The sequence below is a fragment of the Ochrobactrum sp. 19YEA23 genome (assembly GCF_029909865.1).
In the GTDB taxonomy this organism is placed as follows: domain Bacteria; phylum Pseudomonadota; class Alphaproteobacteria; order Rhizobiales; family Rhizobiaceae; genus Brucella; species Brucella gambitense.
The window spans coordinates 160768-177426 of the sequence record NZ_JASAMQ010000009.1 but is presented as its reverse complement, the minus strand read 5'-3'; the positions used below and the strand labels follow the sequence as shown (position 1 = coordinate 177426).

Below are 16659 nucleotides of genomic sequence, written 5' to 3'. Positions count from 1 at the left end.
GTCTTGTCACGGAATCAATCCTCTGATTCTTTATGGTTAACCACACAGTGATTTGATTCGGCAGGATTTTCCTGCCGTGGGCGTCTGCGGCCTGCGCCGCCGGATGACTCAGACTCTGTTCTTGATTCACCGCGCAGGGGATTGCGCAGAGGGGATGCTTAACATGACGGGAAAACACGTCGCCGTTTTGATGGGTGGATTCTCCTCCGAGCGTCCTGTCAGCCTGTCGTCTGGCGCGGCCTGTTCAAAGACCCTCGAAGAGTGCGGTTACCGCGTGACCCGCATCGATGTGGATCGCAATGTCGCAAGTGTTCTCGCCGAGCTGAAGCCTGATGTCGCCTTCAATGCGCTGCATGGTCCGTTCGGTGAGGATGGCGCCATTCAGGGCATCCTCGAATATCTCCAGATTCCCTACACGCATTCAGGCGTTCTCGCTTCGGCGCTCGCCATGGACAAGGATCGCGCCAAGAAGGTTGCTGCGGCTGCCGGTGTGGCTGTGGCCCCGTCGCGTTTGATGAACCGTTTCGACATTGGTTCCGAGCATCCGATGGAGCCGCCTTATGTCGTCAAGCCGGTGCGTGAAGGCTCCAGCTTCGGCGTGGTGATCGTCAAGGAAGACCAGACCCATCCGCCGCAAATCATCGGCTCTGCCGACTGGAAATATGGCGACGAAGTTCTGGTCGAAAGCTACATCGCCGGGCGCGAACTGACCTGCGCCGTGATGGGCGATCGCGCGATGGATGTCTGCGAGATCGTTCCGGTCGGTCATCAGTTCTACGATTATGATTCAAAATATGTTGCAGGCGCATCAACTCACGTGTGTCCGGCAAAAATTTTACCAAATATTTACCAAAAAATACAAACAATGGCCCTTACGGCGCATCGGGCAATCGGGTGTCGGGGCGTAAGCCGGTCGGACTTCCGTTTCGATGATCGTTTTTCAGAAGAAGGCGAAGTTATCTGGTTGGAAGTTAACACCCAACCGGGAATGACCCCCACATCGCTCGTGCCTGATATCGCCAAAGCGGCTGGTATCTCTTTCGGTGAATTGTTGAGTTGGATGGTGGAGGACGCGTCTTGTTTGCGTTGAACGGCAAAAATGATGGATATAGGCGCTCGGGCGCGATGCGAGATGCATCGGCGATGAATGTCGCATTCGTCCTGCCGCGCTTTCTGCGCAAGCCGTTTCGCTTCGCCGTACGTCTGTTTCAGGGCAATGTCAGCATTCCACGCCACGCTGGCACTATCGGCATGCTGGGTTTCCTCGGCGCTACCGGCCTTTACGGCATGGTCGTCGGTAATCACTCCCAGGACGTGGTGAAGGCTACGGCCTCGACGCTCGGCTTCGCTATCGAGGACGTCAAGGTCGTCGGCAATCACGAAACCTCCGATATCGATATTCTGGGTCAGCTTAACCTTGATGGCGAAACATCGCTGGTGGGCTTGAGCGCTGAAGAAGCGCGCGCTTCCATCGCACAGCTGCCATGGGTTCAGAGCGCCGAAGTACGCAAGGTTTATCCGGGCACGGTTCAGGTTGCGCTGCATGAGCGTCAGGCTTTCGCCATCTGGCAGAACGACAAGGAACTGTCGCTGATCGATGCCGAAGGCGACACCATCGTTCCTTTCCGTGCAGGCCGCTACAACACGCTGCCACTCGTTGTCGGTGACGGTGCAGAAAAGGTTGTTAAGGGCTTCGTTGACGAGGTCGCAAACTATCCGGCGCTGGCTGGCAAGGTTCGCGCCTATATCCGCGTTGCAGACCGTCGCTGGGACCTGCTGTTGGACAATGGCGTGCGCGTCATGCTCCCGGCAGATGATCCGCTGAAGGCTCTCGCGCAGATCCAGAAGCTCGATGAGGAAAAGCATCTTCTGACCCGCGATATTATGGCGGTCGATCTCCGTCTGGATGATCGCGTCACCGTTCAGCTGACGGCAAGCGGTATGGAACAGCGCCAGAAGTTCCTGGCGGAGCGTAAGAAAGAATTGGCCCGCACGGGGAAGCGCGTATGAGTATTCTGGGCGGTAAGGGATCATCTCAAGGCGGAACTGCAGGGCGCAAGGTGCGCCTGCTCACGGTTCTGGATGTTGGCTCAAGCAAGGTGTCCTGCGTCATTGCAAGGCTGCGTCCGCATGAAGGCGGTGCGCTTCTGCCGGGCCGCACGCACCGCATGGAAGTGCTCGGCATCGGCCATCAGCGTTCGCGTGGCGTGAAGTCCGGCGTGATCATCGATCTCGATGCGGCCGAACAGTCCATCCGTCTCGCGGTCGATGCTGCAGAGCGCATGGCCGGTCTGACCGTCGACAGCCTGATCGTGAATATTTCTGCCGGTCGCCTCAAGAGCGAAACCTTCACTGCGAGCGTCAATCTCGGCGGCCATGAAGTCGAGCAGACCGATATTCGCCGTGTTCTTGCAGCTGGCGCAAAGCAGGCTCTGGCCGCAGAACGTCACCTCGTTCACTCGCTTCCGATTGGCTATACGCTGGATGGTGAGCGCGGTGTTCGTGACCCGCAGGGCATGCTGGGTGACAGCCTCGGCGTCGATATGCATGTGCTGACGGCTGACGCGGCTCCGCTGCGCAATCTCGAGCTTTGCATCAATCGTTGCCACCTTTCAGTCGAAGCTATTGTTGCCACGCCTTATGCAAGCGGCCTGTCGGCTTTGGTCGGCGATGAAGCCGAAATGGGCGCGGCCTGCATCGACATGGGCGGCGGCACGACGACGATATCCGTCTTCTCTGAAGGTAAATTCATTCACGCCGATGCAGTTGCCATCGGCGGCAATCACGTCACGATGGACGTGGCGCGCGGCTTCTCCACTCGCATGGAAGACGCCGAACGCCTGAAGGTCATGTATGGCTCGGCGCTGCCAAGCGCTGCCGATGACCGCGATCTCATCTCCGTCTCGCCGATCGGCGACGATGAACGTGATGTACCCAATCAATATCCGCGGTCGGTTTTGACGCGGATTATCCGTGCAAGAGTGGAAGAAACGCTGGAACTGGTTCGCGACAGGCTGAACCAGTCAGGCCTCGGACACATTGTCGGCAAGCGTGTGGTTTTGACCGGCGGCGCAAGCCAATTGCCGGGAATGCCGGAAGCAGCCAGACGAATCCTTGCAAGAAATGTACGAATCGGGCGTCCTCTAGGAATAGCGGGATTGCCTGAGGCGGCTAAGGGGGCAGCTTTTGCCGCGACCGTCGGACTTCTGATCTACCCGCAGGTGGCCGGGATAGAAGAACGGTCGGTAAAAGCAGCTTCCTCCGGTCTTATGACCGGTACGGGTGGGCGCATTCAACGTGTCAGCCAATGGCTGAGGGAGAGTTTCTGAGTAACCGATCTTTGAGTGAACAGTCGAATTTTCCGGGACGTGACCATCTGGGTAACAACCAATCAGCACCGCAGCGGCGAAACGCGGTGACGGGCTTTAAGAGGAACAAGGACCAATGACTATCAATCTGCAAAAGCCGGACATCACCGAGCTGAAGCCCCGCATCACCGTATTCGGTGTCGGCGGTGGCGGCGGCAATGCAGTCAACAACATGATCAATGCCGGTCTTCGCGGCGTGGATTTCGTTGTGGCCAACACCGACGCGCAGGCTTTGACCATGTCGAAGTCCGATCGGATCATCCAGCTCGGCGCTGCCGTGACGGAAGGTCTGGGCGCAGGTTCCCAGCCCGAAGTCGGTCGTGCCGCTGCTGAAGAATGCATCGACGAAATCGTCGATCATCTCAATGGCACGCATATGTGCTTCGTCACCGCAGGCATGGGCGGCGGCACCGGTACCGGTGCAGCTCCGGTCGTAGCCCGCGCAGCACGTGAACGCGGTATCCTGACCGTCGGCGTCGTGACCAAGCCTTTCCATTTCGAAGGCGCGCGTCGCATGAAGACGGCCGACCTCGGCATCGAAGAACTGCAGAAGAACGTCGATACGCTTATCGTCATTCCAAACCAGAACCTCTTCCGCATCGCCAACGACAAGACCACCTTTGCCGACGCTTTCGCGATGGCTGATCAGGTGCTCTATTCGGGTGTTGCCTGCATTACCGACCTGATGGTCAAGGAAGGCCTCATCAACCTCGACTTTGCTGACGTTCGCTCGGTTATGCGCGAAATGGGCAAGGCGATGATGGGCACCGGCGAAGCTTCCGGCGAAGGCCGTGCAATGGCTGCTGCCGAAGCCGCGATTGCCAATCCGCTGCTCGACGAAACCTCGATGCGCGGCGCAAAGGGCCTGCTGATCTCGATCACCGGTGGTCGCGACATGACCCTGTTCGAAGTCGACGAAGCTGCAACGCGTATCCGTGAAGAAGTCGATCCGGAAGCAAACATCATCCTCGGCGCAACCTTCGACGAAGGTCTCGAAGGCGTTATCCGCGTATCCGTGGTTGCTACCGGCATCGACAAGCAGATCGGAGATGCGGCGCCTGCGCCGCTGGAATTTCGCCAGCCAGTAAAACAGCCGACTTCGCAGGCCAAGCCTATGGCACCGCATGGCGCTCTGCGTCCTCCGGTTGTTGAGCAGCCGCGTCAGGTCGACCCGATTGCTCAGGCAATCCAGTCTGCCGAAGTCGACATGCCGATTGCACCTGCGCCAGCCGCACCTGCTGCTTCCGCAGAGCCTGATTTCCGTCCGCAGAGCCGCATTTTCCAGGCTCCCGCACCGGAAGCCTTCGAACGTGCACCGGTCGCTCGTGCACCGATGCCCCAGGCTCATGCTGCTCAGGCAGCTCAGCCGCAGGCTTACCAGCAGCCGCAGCAGATGCATGCAGAACCGGCACCGCGCCCGGCTCCACGTATGCCCGCTGTTTCGGACTTCCCGCCGGTTGCACAGGCTGAAATCGCCGCCCGTCGTGCTCCGCAGCAGCCACAGCCTGCACAGGAAGAGCCACGCGGCCCGATGAGCCTTCTCAAGCGTCTGACCCATGGTCTGTCGCGTCGTGAAGAAGAGCAGCCTGCAGCACGTCTGGAGCCAGCTCAGCATCGTGAACCTGGCATGCGTCCGGCTGAACGCCGCCCGATGCAGCAGGATGGTTCGATCTACGCGCCGCGCCGTGGCCAGCTTGACGATCAGGGCCGCCCGCAGCCGCGTGCAGCTTCTGAAGACGACCAGCTCGAAATCCCGGCCTTCCTGCGCCGCCAGTCGAACTGATCGAACGCTGATGTGAAATCCCAAAAAGCCCGCCTGTTTCAGGCGGGCTTTTTGCTTTTCACGGCAAATGCTAGAGCATTTCCAGCAAAAGTGCGTAGCGTCTGCGCGGGGAAATCAGTTCACTGGACTAATTTCTGATCCCGCTTCGATGCGTAGGATAATGCGTAGAAACAAATAGATAGAGCGTTCCACGATTCAGTTTTCAACGGAACCGCTCTGGAATAAAACGCGGTTTATGGTAATAGAGCGTAAGAAAGCGTGATTTTGTCACGACGAGCCGGCTCACTATTTTAAGCGTGGTCGGTTGTATCGGGGCTCACACGGGGTTGTGATTCTTTTTGTCTTCCCTGCCGCTAATTTTGCCATATCTAACGGATTAATCGCGTTTGCGAATTAGATTATGCGATTGCGGGAGCAGGGTACGCCAGCGAGCAAGTGCGGCCTGTTTACGCTTTGAGCGTATATTCTGGATTTTGAATAGATTGGAACAGCCTTGAGCGCATATCAGAAGACAATTGGTCGTGCGGTGACCCTCTCCGGTGTGGGCGTACATGGTGGTGCTCCGGCGTCGGCCACGTTTGTTCCTGCCGATGCCGATACAGGTATTGTCTTTCAGCGCTCGGACCTGAAATCCAGCGCGCGCGAGATTCGCGCGCATGTTTCGGAGATTGGCGCGACCGACCTCTGCACGTCGCTTGGACCGAAAGAAGCGAAGATCGATACGGTCGAGCATCTGATGGCCGCTATTGCTGCACTCGGTATCGACAATCTGATTGTCGAGGTTGATGGCCCGGAAGTGCCTATTCTTGATGGCACCTCGGCGCGCTTCATCGAAGCGTTTGACGAGGCAGGCATTGTCACGCAGCAGGCCAAGCGTCGTTTCATCCGTATTCTTAAGACGGTTCGTGTGGAAGCCGGCGGCTCCTGGGGTGAATTCCGCCCGTTTTCTGGTACGCGTTTTGAAGTCGAGATCGATTTCGAATGCCCGTTGATCGGTCGACAGAAATTTGCGAACGACATGGACGAGGCGGTTTTCCGTAAGGAAATTTCCACTGCGCGTACCTTCGGCTTCATGAAGGACGTGGAACGTCTTTGGGCCTCCGGCCATGCGCTGGGTTCCTCGCTCGACAATTCGCTGGTCATCGGCGACGACAATTCGGTCATCAATCCGGGTGGTCTGCGCTTCAAGGATGAGTTCGTGCGACACAAGACGCTGGATGCCGTGGGCGATCTGGCACTTGCCGGTTTGCCGTTCATCGGCTGCTTCCGCTCCTATCGCAGCGGTCATCGTCTGAATGCTGAAACGGTCAAGGCGCTTCTTGCCGACAAGAGCGCGTTCGACATCGTCGAGGCATCCGGTGTGCGTCGCAATGCAAAGAGCTCGGATTTCGTTGCGGTGAAGCCGAATATTGCTGCACCCTGGGCGCTTTAAGTAACACTTTAAGCCTTCGCCACTTAGTCCACAATAATTTGGATGATCCCGGAGCGCGGCCTTAATTGAGCCGTGTTCGGCGGTTCACCATCACGATACGAGTCGGTTGTCGTTTTGCGACGGGCCGATGAGGGGACCAATCTTCACGGTTCACACGTTGCGAAGGAGCCGTCCGGACAGTGTTTCGGCCAAAATCTGGCGATTGAAGAGCTAGACGATTGCGCCTGCATGTGGTTTATGGACGGCCAAAACAGCCTTGGCACTGTTTAATCTTTGCCAATGTTGAATGATTTGGATGGATGAAGCACAGTTGCAATGCTACAAGCGCGCACGTTGCTTCAAACAGGAATGACGCTGCCAGAAGGCCGGAGACCGCATGACGAGTTTCAAATTCACGGGTGTGACGAAAACCGCGCTGCTGACTGGCGCTATCGCCGTTCTTATCCCGCTCGCCGGTTGTGCAAGCAAGAACGACGATATCGATCTCACCAAGTATGTTGAGACGATCGATCCTGCTGACAAGCTCTATAATGAAGGTCTGGCCAATCTGGATGCAGGTCGTCTCGACGAAGCCTCCAAGAAGTTCGCTGCCATCGACCGCCAGCATCCCTATACGGAATGGGCACGCAAGGCGCTCGTGATGGCTGCCTTCACCAATTACCGCAAGGGTAACTACGAAGAAGCGATCAGCATGGCGAAGCGTTACAACACGCTTTACCCGACATCGCCCGAATCGGCTTACGCCTATTACATCATTGGTCTTTCCTATTTCCGTCAGATTCCGGATGTGACGCGCGATCAGGCTGCAAGCCGCCGCGCCATTGCCGCGATGCAGGAAGTGGTCGATCGCTTCCCGGATTCGGAATATACCGACGACGCGAAAGCCAAGATCCGCTTTGCCCGCGACCAGCTCGCCGGCAAGGAAATGCAGGTCGGCCGTTATTATCTGGAACGCAAGGAATATCTGGCCGCCATCAAGCGCTTCCGCGGTGTGGTCGAGGAATATTCCAACACCCGTCAGGTCGAAGAAGCTCTGGCGCGTCTGGTCGAAGCCTATTATGCGCTTGGCCTGACCTCGGAAGCCCAGATGGCCGCTTCGGTTCTCGGCAAGAACTTCCCGGATAGCCAGTGGTACAAGGACAGCTACAAGCTCTTGCAGAGCGGTGGTCTTGAGCCACGCGAAAACGGCGGTTCATGGCTGGCCAAGGCTTCGTCGCTCATCACGGGCGGCGGTTCATAAACAGTTTGAGCCCGACATGCTGTCGCACCTCTCGATCCGCGATATTGTCCTGATTGAAAGGCTCGACATCGAGTTCAAGACCGGCTTGTCCGTGCTGACGGGCGAGACCGGTGCCGGTAAATCCATTCTGCTTGATTCGCTGTCGCTGGCGCTTGGTGCGCGCGGCGACGCGTCGCTGGTTCGCCATGGGGCGGATCAGGGGCAGGTGACGGCGGTATTCGATGTGCCGGGTGGTCATCCGGCCCGACTTTTCCTTCGCGAAAATGGTTTTGACGATGACGGCGACGTCATCCTGCGTCGTCTCCAGATGGGCGATGGGCGCACGCGCGTTTTCATCAACGATCAGGCGGCAAGCGTTGCGCTGTTGCGCGATCTGGGCCGCAGGCTGGTGGAGATTCACGGCCAGCACGATGATCGTGCGCTGATCGATACCGACCTTCACCGCACATTGCTGGATGCTTTCGGTGGTCTCGACGCCGAGACGGTCGTGGTGCGTGAGCGCCATAAGGCGTGGCGCGATGCGGAAACCGCATTGTCGCGTCACCGCGCCCGTGTGGAGGCGGCTGAGCGCGAAGGCGATTATCTGCGCTCTTCCGTTGAAGAACTGACGAAGCTCGATCCGCAGCCCGGTGAAGAAGACGAACTCGCCGAACGCCGCGCGGTGATGATGAAATCTGAAAAGATCGCCGGCGATGTGAATGAAGCGGGCGAACTTCTGTCGGGCAATGGTTCGCCGGTGCCGACGCTTGCAAGCCTCGTGCGCCGTCTGGAACGTAAAATCCCGGAAGCGCCGCATCTGCTTGAGCCGGTCTGCAAAGCCATTGATGAAGCACTGAACAGTCTGGCGCTTGCGCAGGATGGTATCGACCACGCCATGCGGGAGATCGATTTCGATCCGCGTGTGCTGGAGCAGGTGGAAGAGCGCCTGTTCGCGCTGCGTGCGGCCGCGCGCAAATATTCGGTCGCGGTGGAAGGCTTGCCTGCTCTGCGCGACAAGATGGATGCCGACCTTGCAGAGTTGGATGCAGGTGCGGAAAAGCTGGTGCAGCTTGAAGCGCAGTCAACCGAGACACGCGCCGCTTATGACGCGGCGGCGGCGGGGCTTTCCGCCCAGCGCAAGGATACGGCGGAGCACCTGAAAGCGGCCGTTATGGCTGAGCTTCCGGCGCTCAAGCTGGAACGTGCCGAATTCCTCGTCGAGATGATCACGGACCCGCAGGCGCGTGCTGCTGAAGGCATCGACACGGTGGAATATTGGGTCCGCACCAATCCGGGCACGCGTGCTGGTCCGATGATGAAGGTTGCTTCCGGTGGTGAACTGTCACGTTTTCTTCTGGCGCTGAAAGTGGCGCTGGCGGATCGCGGTTCTGCGCCGACACTGGTTTTCGACGAAATCGATACGGGTGTGGGCGGCGCTGTGGCGGATGCCATCGGCCAGCGTCTGGCGCGGCTGTCGTCGCGGGTGCAGGTGCTGTCTGTAACCCATGCGCCGCAGGTGGCAGCCCGTGCATCGACGCATTTCCTCATCGCCAAGTCCGCGACCAACGAAGATCGCATGTCGACATCGATCCGGTCTATCGGTGTGGATGAGCGGCAGGAAGAAATCGCCCGTATGCTCGCCGGTGCCAGCATCACCGATGAGGCGCGCGCGGCAGCAGAACGTTTGCTGGCGGAAAACAGCGCTCTGGCCTCCTGACAGCTATCTGACAGTATCCTCTGTTCGTAAAGTCAGGCGGCTGTAGGCTAAATGACATTTCTTGGATATGTTTCTGCTCGATTCAGATAGCCAGGATGCTTGTCGCATATGTCCGAAATTCTCGTTGAAAAACTGACCGAACCTGAAGCCGCTGCCGAACTTGAGCGACTGGCGCGTGAGATTGCTCATCACGATGAGCTTTACCATGCCAATGACAGGCCGGAGATTTCGGATGCGGATTATGATGCCCTCAAGCGGCGCAACGAGGCCATAGAGGCGCGTTTCCCGAAACTTGTGCGCGATGACAGTCCTTCGCGCCGCGTGGGTGCTGCACCCCTGTTGGCGACTTTTGCACCTATCGTTCATGCGCGGCCCATGCTGTCGCTGGATAATGCCTTCTCCGACGAGGACGTGCGCGATTTCGTCGGCAGCGTCTATCGCTTTCTGGGGCAATTGCCGGACAATTCCATTGCCTTTACCGCCGAGCCGAAGATCGACGGTCTGTCCATGTCGATCCGCTATGAAAATGGTGTGCTGGTTAGCGGCGCGACGCGCGGCGATGGCACGACGGGCGAGAACGTAACCGCCAATATCCGCACCATCGGCGAGATCCCGCACCGGCTTCCGGCTGGTGCGCCATCGGTGGTGGAAGTGCGCGGTGAGGTCTATATGGCCAAGAGTGACTTTCTGGCGCTCAACGCCCAGATGGAAGCGGATGGCAAACAGACTTATGTAAACCCGCGCAATACGGCGGCGGGCTCGCTACGCCAGCTCGACGCCAAGGTGACAGCAAGCCGCAAGCTGCGCTTCTTCGCTTATGCCTGGGGCGAAATGTCGGACATGCCTGCCGACACCCAGCTTGGCATGGTCGAGGCGTTCCGCAGCTGGGGCTTCCCCGTCAATCCGCTGATGAAGCGCCTCTCGAGCGTCGATGAACTGATTGCCCATTACCGGGCCATCGGTCTGGAGCGCCCCAATCTCGATTATGACATCGACGGCGTGGTCTACAAGGTCGACCGGCTCGATCTTCAGACGCGGCTCGGTTTCCGTTCGCGCAGTCCGCGCTGGGCGATTGCGCACAAGTTCCCGGCGGAACAGGCGACGACCATCCTGCGCGGTATCGATATTCAGGTCGGACGCACCGGCGCAATGACGCCCGTGGCGCGTCTGGAGCCGATCACCGTCGGCGGTGTGGTGGTGACCAATGCCACGCTGCACAATGAGGATTACATCAAGGGCATCGGCCAGAAGGGCGAGCCTATCCGCGAGGGACGCGACATTCGTATTGGCGATACGGTGATTGTGCAGCGCGCTGGCGATGTCATCCCGCAGATTGTCGATGTCGTTCTGGAAAAACGCCCGGCGGATGCGGTGCCGTTTATTTTTCCGCACCAGTGCCCGGTTTGCGGCAGCCATGCAGTACGGGAGGAAGGGGAAGCTGTCTATCGTTGCACGGGCGGGCTGACCTGCGCAGCACAGGCTGTCGAGCGTATTCGCCATTTTGTGTCGCGCAATGCTTTCGACATAGAAGGTCTGGGTGAGAAGCAGGTCGAGTTCTTCTTCCATGCGGAAGACGAAAGCCTGCAAATCAAGTCGCCTGCCGATATTTTCACGCTGCAGAAGCGACAGGCTGCTTCGCCCCTGAAGAAGCTCGAAAACATTGAGGGTTTTGGCGCGACGTCGGTCAAAAAGCTCTATGACGCGATCAATGACCGCCGTGAAATTGCGCTGAGCCGCTTCCTGTTCGGCCTTGGCATCCGTCATGTCGGCGAAGTCAACGCCAAGCGCTTTGCGCGGGCTTATTTGTCCTACGCTGCTTTCGAAAAGGCGGCGCTGGAAGCCGTTCCGCCAAAAGGCGGAGACCGTACCGACAAAGGCAATGAAGCCTGGCAGGATATGCTTGCCGTTGAAGGCATCGGCTCCATCGTCGCGGAGGCGGTGGTGGATTTCTACGGTGAACCGCATAACCGCGACGTGCTGGCAGCGCTTCTGGCGGAAGTGACCCCGCTGGATGAAGCGGCGCGTGTCGCCACCGGCTCGCCGGTTGAAGGCAAAACGGTGGTGTTTACCGGCAGTCTCGAACGCATGTCGCGCGATGAGGCCAAGGCCATGGCGGAGCGTTACGGCGCGAAGACGGCTGGTTCCGTCTCGAAGAAAACCGATCTGGTGGTGGCTGGCCCGGGTGCGGGCTCAAAGCTCGCAAAAGCTGCCGAACTTGGCATCGAAGTCATTGATGAAGACGCTTGGTTCACTCTCGTCGGGGAGGAATAATCCAATGGCGCCATTCAAGGGTTTTGGTGACAAGGCTATTCCTTTTCTGAAGGCGCTCGATTTCCACCAGAACCGGGAATGGTTTGTGGAGAACAAGGACCTTTTCGAAGAGCACCTGAAAGAGCCGCTCGCTGATTTGATTGAAGAACTGAGCGCGCGCTTTGAAAAGGCGGGGCTGGGCTTTAAGGGCGACCGCGTGAAGTCGCAGTTTCGCATCAAGCGCGATACACGCTTTTCGAAAGACAAGGCGCCCTATAACCGGCACCTGTCGGCGCTGCTTTCACGCTCCGGCACCAAATGGGATGAAAGCGGCTGTTTCTATGTCTGTATCGGGCTGCCGGGTGTACGCGATTGCTATGCCGGGGTTGCCTGGTGGGGACCGAAACCGAAGCTCCTGCTGGCCATCCGCAAAGCGATTGCGGAGAGGCCGGACGAGTATCGCGCCGTGGTGGCAAAGCTGAAGAAGAACGGTTTGCAGATCAGCGCCAACGACCGCCTGAAGCGCACGCCACGCGGCTTTGAAAGCGTGACCGAACAGGATCTGGTCGAGGCCATTCGAAACCGTCATTTCGCGGTGCGGATGGAAATCGATCCAGAGAGCATCACGCAGGCATCGCTTGCGGACCGGCTGGTTGACTTTGTCGAGCGCTCGCGTCCTCTGGTTGACTGGATCAGAAAGATTGAAGGTACGCTGCCGCCAGATCAGCCGGATTGATTGCCGTATCAATTATCTGCATGAGTGGTGCCTAAATGTTGCGTGCGGCAGATAAACTGACCGCAGCGTCTCTATTTGTATGATTTTTGCGGGATACCTATTCCAACCAGTCATGGAATTGCCTAAGAGCCTGTTCCAAAAGTCGTCCTGTGTGGCTGCAAATGGCAATTTTCTGCGTTCCGGTGCTCGCGTACCTTAAGTACGCTCCGCTCCGGTACTCGAAAATCACCATTTTCGCACACACATGCCGCTTTTTGATTCAGTCTCTAATGACTGCAGGTCTGGAGGAGGGGATTCCGTGGACCAGGGTTTCAGGCCGGCTAAGGCCTCTGCGAGCAGTGAGTTTCTGCACGGCGCGAAACGTGGCGTGCCCATTGTGCTGGCGGGCACACCTTTCGGGGTGCTGTTCGGCGCTGTTGCTCTCGATCACGGGCTTTCGGTGGGTGAAGCGGTGTTCATGAGCGCAACGCTCTATGCCGGTGCCAGCCAGATGGTCGGCCTTGACATGTTCGGGCAGAATATCGCGCCATGGATGATCGTTCTCTCCATCTTTGCGGTCAATTTCCGTAATGTGCTCTATTCGGCAACGGTTGGGCGGCGTATTCGCCACTTTTCGTTCCTGCAAAAGGCAGTCGCCTTTTTCGTGCTGGTCGATCCGCAATATGCGGAGGTCGAGATTCGCAGCGAGGCAGGCAAGAAGATCACCTTCTCCTGGTATATGGGGCTGGGGCTGACAACCTACGTCTGCTGGATACTGGAAACCTGGGTTGGCGCCATGTTTGGCGACCTGATTTCCAACCCTTATGCGATTGGCGTCGATTTCCTGCTGCCGATCTACTTCCTCGGCATGGTGATGAGTTTTCGTCATCGCAAGCACTGGTGGCCGGTGGTTGTCGTCAGCGCGATCTCGGCCATTGCCGCCTATAAATTCGTTGGTTCGCCCTGGCATGTGACGCTGGGGGCAGCCGGTGGCGTAGTGCTTGCAGCCATTCTTGCCAAGCCGCAGAATGTGAAGGCCTGACGCGCATGGACACTACGACCTGGATCATCATTGTCGCCGCGTTCTTCACCTATCTGACCCGAATTGGCGGGCATCTGGTTCTGTCGCGGTTCGAGCGTCTGCATTTTCGTGTGGAAGCGGCACTGAATGCCGTGCCGGCGGCAGTGCTGACGGCGATTGTCGCCGCACCTGCATCGGATCATGGCTGGCGGGAGCTGCTTGTGCTCGTCGTTTGTGTCATCCTGTCACTGCGGGTCAGCATGCTAACGATGTTTTTTGCAGGCGCAGCGCTGTTGATCGCGCTACGCCATTTCTTCCCAATTTAAACTTATAGCGGCGCAGTCGCCGTTTCGAGCCACTTGCGTTCGGCATCCTTCAGATGGCCGGACAGCTTTGCACGCACACTGGCGTGGTAATTGTTGAGCCAGTCCAGCTCTTCCTGCGTCAGCAGCGACTTGTCGATCAGACGACGGTCGATGGGGCAGAAGGTCAGCGTTTCGAAGCCCATCATCGGAATGTCACCACCTTCCGGCACTTCCGGTTCGGTGACGATGATCAGATTTTCGATGCGGATGCCAAACGAGCCCGGCTTGTAATAGCCCGGTTCGTTGGACAGGATCATGCCCGGCAGCAGCTCTTGCGAGCCCGTTTTGGCAATCCGCTGCGGTCCTTCATGTACAGAGAGATAAGCGCCGACGCCATGACCAGTGCCATGCGCATAATCGAAGCCGTTTTTCCAAAGCGCGATACGCGCGAGAACATCGATATCCTGCCCGCGCGTACCCGCGGGGAAGCGCGCAGTGCTGATCCCGATCACGCCTTTCAGAACGAGCGTGAAAGCCTTGATCGTTTCAGGCGTAATCTTGCCGACCGGAACCGTGCGGGTAATATCGGTGGTGCCGTCGCGATATTGTGCGCCGGAATCGACCAGATAAAGCTCGCCATCCTGTAGCGTGCGGTTGGTGTCGGTGTTGACACGGTAATGGATGACTGCGCCGTTCGGACCCGCACCCGAAATCGTGTCGAAGGACACGTCTTCCAGCGGCATCTGGAAATCGCGTCCAGCATTGGCGCGTGATTCCTCCAGCTTTTGGGCTGCGCCGATTTCATCCAGCGTACCCGGCTTTTGCCCATCGACCCAGGACAGGAAATTGACCATGGCCACGCCGTCGCGTTCATGCGCGGCACGCGAACCGTCAAGCTCGGCCTTGTTCTTCACCGCACGTGGAATGCGGGCAGGGTCCTTGCCGTCAATCACGGAGCCGCCCGCACCGGTGACGATCAGGCGCAGTTTTTCTGCTGCAAGTGCAGGGTCGAGCAGAATGGCTTCACCCTTTGCGGCGCGGGCGCTGAGATGGCCTTCCAGATTGCTGGGAGCCGACAGCTTGGCAAGCTGGGTGAGGTAAGCGCGCGGCTCGATGGCGAGCTTGGCTTCGTCGATAAAGATTTCCGGTTCACCCCTGGCCGGAATGATGGCGAAGCTCAAGGGCAGGGGCGTGTTGGAAACATCCTTGCCGCGAATGTTGAACACCCATGCGACAGATGACGGATCGGTCAATACGGTGGCCGTGGCACCGCTTGCCGCAACCGCCTTCTGCATTTCCTTGATCTTGTCCTTGGCCTCATGACCGGCAAAACGTGCGGGCTGGATGGTCACGGCGGCGGTCGGTGCCGCTGGCTGATCGTCCCAGACTGCATCAACCAGATTGGTCTCGACCGGAACCAGCTTTCCGCCCTGCTTTTCCAGTGCTTCGCGAAGCGCATGGGCCTCGGAAATGGTGTGCAGCCATGGATCGAAGCCGATGGTCAGGCCCTTGCCATTCTCGGCCAGCCAGACGGCAGGAGGCGTACTGACAAGACTTTCGTAAGAGAAGATCTTCGGATCGGTCTGCGCGCGAACCTGCAATTCGTAACGACCGTCGACGAACACATAGGCCGACTTCTTCAGGATGAGGGCGGCACCTGCCGAACCTGTGAAGCCGGTCAGCCAGGCAAGGCGCTGCGCATGGGGCGGCACATATTCGCCCTGATGTTCGTCGGCGCGGGGCACCAGGAAACCATCGAGGCTGAGCGCCGCCATCTTCTCGCGCAGCTTCGCCACGCGGGGCGCGCCATTGGCCGGGTTGGTGGTGACGTCAAAGGTCTGAAAAGCCATGGGTCTAACTCACAACAGATGAAAGATAACCGTTTTGGGGTTCTGGTTCTGGAATCACATCATTTCAGATGGATCGCCACCCAGCCTTCGCGATGAAGCGTCTTTTGATGCGTCATGCCCTGTGCCTGATAGGCGGCGAGCACCGCATCATGCTGGCTTTCCAGAATGCCGGAGAGAACAATCGAGCCGCTCGGAGCCAGATGCTGCTTCAACGAAGGCGCAAGTTCAATCAGCGGATTGGCAAGGATATTCGCGACGATCAGATCAAAGGGCGTATAGGACCGGAAAATCGAATGGTCGAAACCTTCCGCCGTCGCCGTAATGACGTGTTCGGCAACGCCATTCTTGGCGGCGTTTTCTGCCGCGACGGTGACCGCAATGGGGTCGATGTCGGTGGCGAGAACCGGGATCGGCGCGAGCTTTGCGATGGCGATGGCCAGTACGGCGCTGCCGGTTCCAAGATCGAGTGCATTGGTCGGATGTTCGCTCTCAACGACCTCCTCGATCAGTTCGAGGCAGCCTGCCGTCGTACCGTGATGGCCTGTGCCGAAGGCCAGACCTGCATCGATTTCAATCGGAATGTCGTTCGGCTCGATCTTGTCGCGGTCATGCGAGCCATGGACGAAGAAACGTCCGGCGCGAACCGGTTTCAGGCCCTCGAGCGAATGGGTGACCCAATCGATATCCGGCAATTCCTCGGTTTCGAACTTGTCGGCGCCAACCAGTTCGTCCACGCGGGCCGCGACCTCTTCAGCACCGTCTTCGACATAGACCGAGACTTCGAAAATCTGCCGGTCTTCATCGATTTCGGTGATGGCGATTGGAAAGCCGTCATCCTCGAACGCCTGTTCGAGAATATTATAAACGCGCTCGGCTTCCGCCTTGTTCGCCGAAAAGAAAAGTCGTGATTGGGCCATGAGGTAAAAAGCTCTCTAAAAGTTCAAGAGCTTCTGTTTAGCTGTCGGAGCGCCGCGCGTCCATCCGAACACATAAATGGCG

The 16659-nt window shown here is 58.3% G+C and carries 13 protein-coding genes; 11 read left to right on the top strand and 2 right to left on the bottom strand.

Annotated features, from left to right (window positions below):
* The first annotated feature begins 163 nt into the window (after positions 1–163).
* From QBD01_RS21055 to QBD01_RS21005, 11 genes are all read left to right on the top strand, one after another.
* Positions 164–1090, top strand: a complete 927-nt coding sequence (locus QBD01_RS21055) for a D-alanine--D-alanine ligase (RefSeq protein WP_078339427.1) — start codon at positions 164–166, stop codon at positions 1088–1090.
* On the top strand, positions 1078–2010 hold the full coding sequence (locus tag QBD01_RS21050; protein ID WP_280994388.1) for a cell division protein FtsQ/DivIB: 933 nt from the start codon (positions 1078–1080) through the stop codon (positions 2008–2010). Before QBD01_RS21055 ends, QBD01_RS21050 begins: the two co-directional genes overlap by 13 nt.
* A complete protein-coding gene (gene ftsA, locus QBD01_RS21045; protein WP_109369408.1) occupies positions 2007–3329 on the top strand; it encodes a cell division protein FtsA in 1323 nt (440 codons plus the stop codon). Before QBD01_RS21050 ends, ftsA begins: the two co-directional genes overlap by 4 nt.
* Before the next feature lie 115 nt (positions 3330–3444).
* Positions 3445–5151: a cell division protein FtsZ gene (gene ftsZ, locus QBD01_RS21040; RefSeq protein WP_280994387.1), complete on the top strand. Its 1707-nt coding sequence runs from the start codon at positions 3445–3447 to the stop codon at positions 5149–5151.
* A gap of 493 nt (positions 5152–5644) precedes the next feature.
* Positions 5645–6583 carry a UDP-3-O-acyl-N-acetylglucosamine deacetylase gene (gene lpxC, locus QBD01_RS21035; RefSeq protein ID WP_280994386.1) on the top strand — a complete coding sequence of 313 codons (939 nt, stop codon included), beginning with the start codon at positions 5645–5647 and terminating at the stop codon, positions 6581–6583.
* Between the two features lie 376 nt (positions 6584–6959).
* Entirely contained in the window at positions 6960–7823 is an 864-nt protein-coding gene (locus tag QBD01_RS21030) for an outer membrane protein assembly factor BamD (RefSeq protein ID WP_078339405.1), read from the top strand.
* 16 nt (positions 7824–7839) lie between these two features.
* Positions 7840–9519, top strand: a complete 1680-nt coding sequence (recN, locus tag QBD01_RS21025; protein WP_280994385.1) for a DNA repair protein RecN — start codon at positions 7840–7842, stop codon at positions 9517–9519.
* 108 nt (positions 9520–9627) lie between these two features.
* Positions 9628–11790 (top strand): NAD-dependent DNA ligase LigA, encoded by a 2163-nt coding sequence (gene ligA, locus QBD01_RS21020; RefSeq protein ID WP_280994384.1) that lies wholly within the window; start codon positions 9628–9630, stop codon positions 11788–11790.
* A gap of 4 nt (positions 11791–11794) precedes the next feature.
* Entirely contained in the window at positions 11795–12505 is a 711-nt protein-coding gene (locus tag QBD01_RS21015) for a TIGR02453 family protein (RefSeq protein WP_280994383.1), read from the top strand.
* Between the two features lie 298 nt (positions 12506–12803).
* The gene (locus tag QBD01_RS21010; RefSeq protein WP_392391459.1) at positions 12804–13526 is read left to right on the top strand and encodes an AzlC family ABC transporter permease; all 723 of its coding nucleotides are present in this window, start codon (positions 12804–12806) and stop codon (positions 13524–13526) included.
* Between the two features lie 5 nt (positions 13527–13531).
* Positions 13532–13831: an AzlD family protein gene (locus tag QBD01_RS21005; protein WP_078339400.1), complete on the top strand. Its 300-nt coding sequence runs from the start codon at positions 13532–13534 to the stop codon at positions 13829–13831.
* A 2-nt stretch (positions 13832–13833) separates the two neighbouring features.
* Here the strand turns inward: QBD01_RS21005 and QBD01_RS21000 are convergent, their stop codons facing one another.
* Both QBD01_RS21000 and QBD01_RS20995 read right to left on the bottom strand, forming a co-directional pair.
* A complete protein-coding gene (locus QBD01_RS21000) occupies positions 13834–15660 on the bottom strand; it encodes an aminopeptidase P family protein (protein WP_280994382.1) in 1827 nt (608 codons plus the stop codon).
* Positions 15661–15719: 59 nt separating this feature from the next.
* Positions 15720–16577 carry a 50S ribosomal protein L11 methyltransferase gene (locus QBD01_RS20995; RefSeq protein WP_280994381.1) on the bottom strand — a complete coding sequence of 286 codons (858 nt, stop codon included), beginning with the start codon at positions 16575–16577 and terminating at the stop codon, positions 15720–15722.
* Positions 16578–16659: the final 82 nt, after the last annotated feature.

Excerpts from the sequence above, each read along its gene's own strand:
- QBD01_RS21055 (WP_078339427.1), top strand. The coding sequence starts at position 164 with ATGACGGGAAAACACGTCGCCGTTTTGATGGGTGGATTCTCCTCCGAG.
- ftsA (WP_109369408.1), top strand. The coding sequence starts at position 2,007 with ATGAGTATTCTGGGCGGTAAGGGATCATCTCAAGGCGGAACTGCAGGG.
- ftsZ (WP_280994387.1), top strand. The coding sequence starts at position 3,445 with ATGACTATCAATCTGCAAAAGCCGGACATCACCGAGCTGAAGCCCCGC.
- QBD01_RS21030 (WP_078339405.1), top strand. The coding sequence starts at position 6,960 with ATGACGAGTTTCAAATTCACGGGTGTGACGAAAACCGCGCTGCTGACT.
- recN (WP_280994385.1), top strand. The coding sequence starts at position 7,840 with ATGCTGTCGCACCTCTCGATCCGCGATATTGTCCTGATTGAAAGGCTC.
- ligA (WP_280994384.1), top strand. The coding sequence starts at position 9,628 with ATGTCCGAAATTCTCGTTGAAAAACTGACCGAACCTGAAGCCGCTGCC.
- QBD01_RS21015 (WP_280994383.1), top strand. The coding sequence starts at position 11,795 with ATGGCGCCATTCAAGGGTTTTGGTGACAAGGCTATTCCTTTTCTGAAG.
- QBD01_RS21005 (WP_078339400.1), top strand. The coding sequence starts at position 13,532 with ATGGACACTACGACCTGGATCATCATTGTCGCCGCGTTCTTCACCTAT.
- QBD01_RS21000 (WP_280994382.1), bottom strand. The coding sequence starts at position 15,660 with ATGGCTTTTCAGACCTTTGACGTCACCACCAACCCGGCCAATGGCGCG.
- QBD01_RS20995 (WP_280994381.1), bottom strand. The coding sequence starts at position 16,577 with ATGGCCCAATCACGACTTTTCTTTTCGGCGAACAAGGCGGAAGCCGAG.